Here is a 1,764-nt window from a genome sequence, read left to right as displayed (position 1 = left end):
GGGCAGGTGGGGGCCAGGAGCATCTACATGACGTCAGGGCGGGCCGAGGAGCTGTTCATGGGGGTCCTTGCGTGCGGGGACCGCTGGGCGGTGAGCTGGTCGAGGGTGTGCATGGGGGCTCTCCTGGGTGCTGGGGGTGAGATGTAAGCAGTGCTGGTCTCAGGGGTGCTGCTCAGGTTCACGGTTTCGCTCTTAAGCACCGGGTGGGGTGCTGCGGAGCGCGTGGAGGTGGGCGTCGAGGCGTTCCTCGGCCAGGGGGATGTTCGTGGCGTACCACTTCTTCCAGGCCCCGGCCTTGTCCCCGGCCACCAACAGGATTGCCTGCCGGCGGGGGTCGAAGGCGAAGAGGATCCGGATCTCGCTGCGCCCGCTCGAGCCGGGGTGCAGCTCCTTAAGGTTCTTGTGCCTGGAGCCGGTGAGTGTGTCCACCAACGGTCGGTCCAGGGTCGGCCCGGGCTTGCTGGCGAAAGTTGTTGTCAATGACTGCTGAAACGCGAGCAGGAATCGACACCTGAAAACCGAGCAGGTGGGCCCAGCAAACAGCGGCATGAGCGCGTGTATGGCGGTGCATCCACGAAGCACGCCTCTCGGAAACGCGGGGACACCAGCGTCCAGCCGGTAGAATCATGAACAGACACGGCCGAGCCGCATGCAGGCGCTCGCCCCTTCCAGGAGAGACCATGACCAAATGGTTCCTGCTCGCCGGCGCCGTCGGTAGCGAAGTCATCGCATCGCTGTCACTCAAGGCAGCACTCACCCACCCCGCGCTGTACGCGGTCGTCCTGCTGGGCTACGTCTCAGCCTTCACCTTCCTCACCCTGGTACTGAAGCGCGGAATGGCCCTCGGTGTCGCTTACGGCATCTGGGGCGCGTTGGGTGTCGCCGCAACGGCGGTGCTGTCCGCCGTCCTGTTCGACGAACGGATCACGGCCATGATGGGGATTGGGATCGCCCTGGTGATCGCCGGCGTTCTGATGGTTGAACTGGGATCGCACCATACCCCCGACACCGACGAGCAGCAGGCGGGGGCAGCGTGATGCAGTGGCTATTCCTAGCCGGGGCCGTCCTGTCCGAGGTGGCTGCCACCCTGTGCCTGCGTGTGGCGGCCGCCGGCCGTCGTGGGTTCTACGCGGCCGTGGCCGTCGGTTACGTGCTGGCCTTTGTCTTCCTGACCCTCGCGCTGCGCGTCGGGATCGGGCTCGGTGTCGCCTACGGGATCTGGGCCGCCGCGGGGGTTGCCTTGACCGCGATCGCGTCCCATGTCCTATTCAAGGAACCCCTGACCCGCACCATGATCTTGGGGATCTTGCTGATCATGGCCGGTGTGCTGGTCATCGAAATCGGTTCCAGCTCCCACTGACCTGCGGCGGTGGCCGCGCCGCGCACTCATCGCCAAGGTGGTGATGTCACGCGCAACGTCTGATCGTGGCCGATCGGCGCGGACCAGTGGGGTGCCACCTTCCTCCGCGCCGGTTTAGTGACTAGCTGTTGTGGGTCATGAGGTTCTTGACATGGGTACCGGGCTGAGATGAGACGAGTGGGCCTCTCCCGCAGGATGGAAGTTCCTACACCACCGACCTGCCCGAGAAGACCCACTCATGACTCACGCTAACGCACCCCTGACCCCGACCGGCCGTCTCAGGATGGTCCACCGCCACCTGCACGACGGGATCCCGCAGGCACACGTGGCCGCCGAGTTCCGGGTGAGCCGGCCCACGGTGGCCACCTGGGTCGCCCGCTACCGCGCCCAGGGAGAAGCCGGCC

4 protein-coding genes are annotated in these 1,764 nt (G+C 66.1%); 3 read left to right on the top strand and 1 reads right to left on the bottom strand.

Going from position 1 to position 1,764, the window contains the following annotated elements; all coding sequences use genetic code 11:
* Positions 1–192 precede the first annotated feature (192 nt).
* Positions 193–549, bottom strand: a complete 357-nt coding sequence (locus J1M40_RS12455; RefSeq protein ID WP_101966245.1) for a type II toxin-antitoxin system RelE/ParE family toxin — start codon at positions 547–549, stop codon at positions 193–195.
* A gap of 131 nt (positions 550–680) precedes the next feature.
* Here J1M40_RS12455 and J1M40_RS12450 point away from each other — a divergent pair, with 131 nt between their 5' ends.
* From J1M40_RS12450 to J1M40_RS12440, 3 genes are all read left to right on the top strand, one after another.
* A complete protein-coding gene (locus J1M40_RS12450) occupies positions 681–1,037 on the top strand; it encodes a multidrug efflux SMR transporter (protein ID WP_020626388.1) in 357 nt (118 codons plus the stop codon).
* Entirely contained in the window at positions 1,037–1,360 is a 324-nt protein-coding gene (locus J1M40_RS12445) for a multidrug efflux SMR transporter (protein WP_144819320.1), read from the top strand. The genes J1M40_RS12450 and J1M40_RS12445 overlap by 1 nt, the downstream gene beginning before the upstream one ends.
* Before the next feature lie 238 nt (positions 1,361–1,598).
* Positions 1,599–1,764 (top strand): helix-turn-helix domain-containing protein (locus J1M40_RS12440; protein ID WP_148110911.1); only part of this gene is annotated, 166 nt, incomplete at its 3' end.

This window comes from Micrococcus sp. KRD026, from assembly GCF_017168445.1.
Taxonomy (GTDB): Bacteria; Actinomycetota; Actinomycetes; order Actinomycetales; family Micrococcaceae; genus Micrococcus; species Micrococcus luteus.
Note: the sequence above shows the minus strand (reverse complement) of the source record. Positions and strands in the feature narration are given on the sequence as shown.

Bases quoted from the DNA above. Each gene is read 5' to 3' on its own strand.
- J1M40_RS12445 (WP_144819320.1), top strand. From the start codon at position 1,037: ATGCAGTGGCTATTCCTAGCCGGGGCCGTCCTGTCCGAGGTGGCTGCC.
- J1M40_RS12455 (WP_101966245.1), bottom strand. From the start codon at position 549: ATGCCGCTGTTTGCTGGGCCCACCTGCTCGGTTTTCAGGTGTCGATTC.
- J1M40_RS12450 (WP_020626388.1), top strand. From the start codon at position 681: ATGACCAAATGGTTCCTGCTCGCCGGCGCCGTCGGTAGCGAAGTCATC.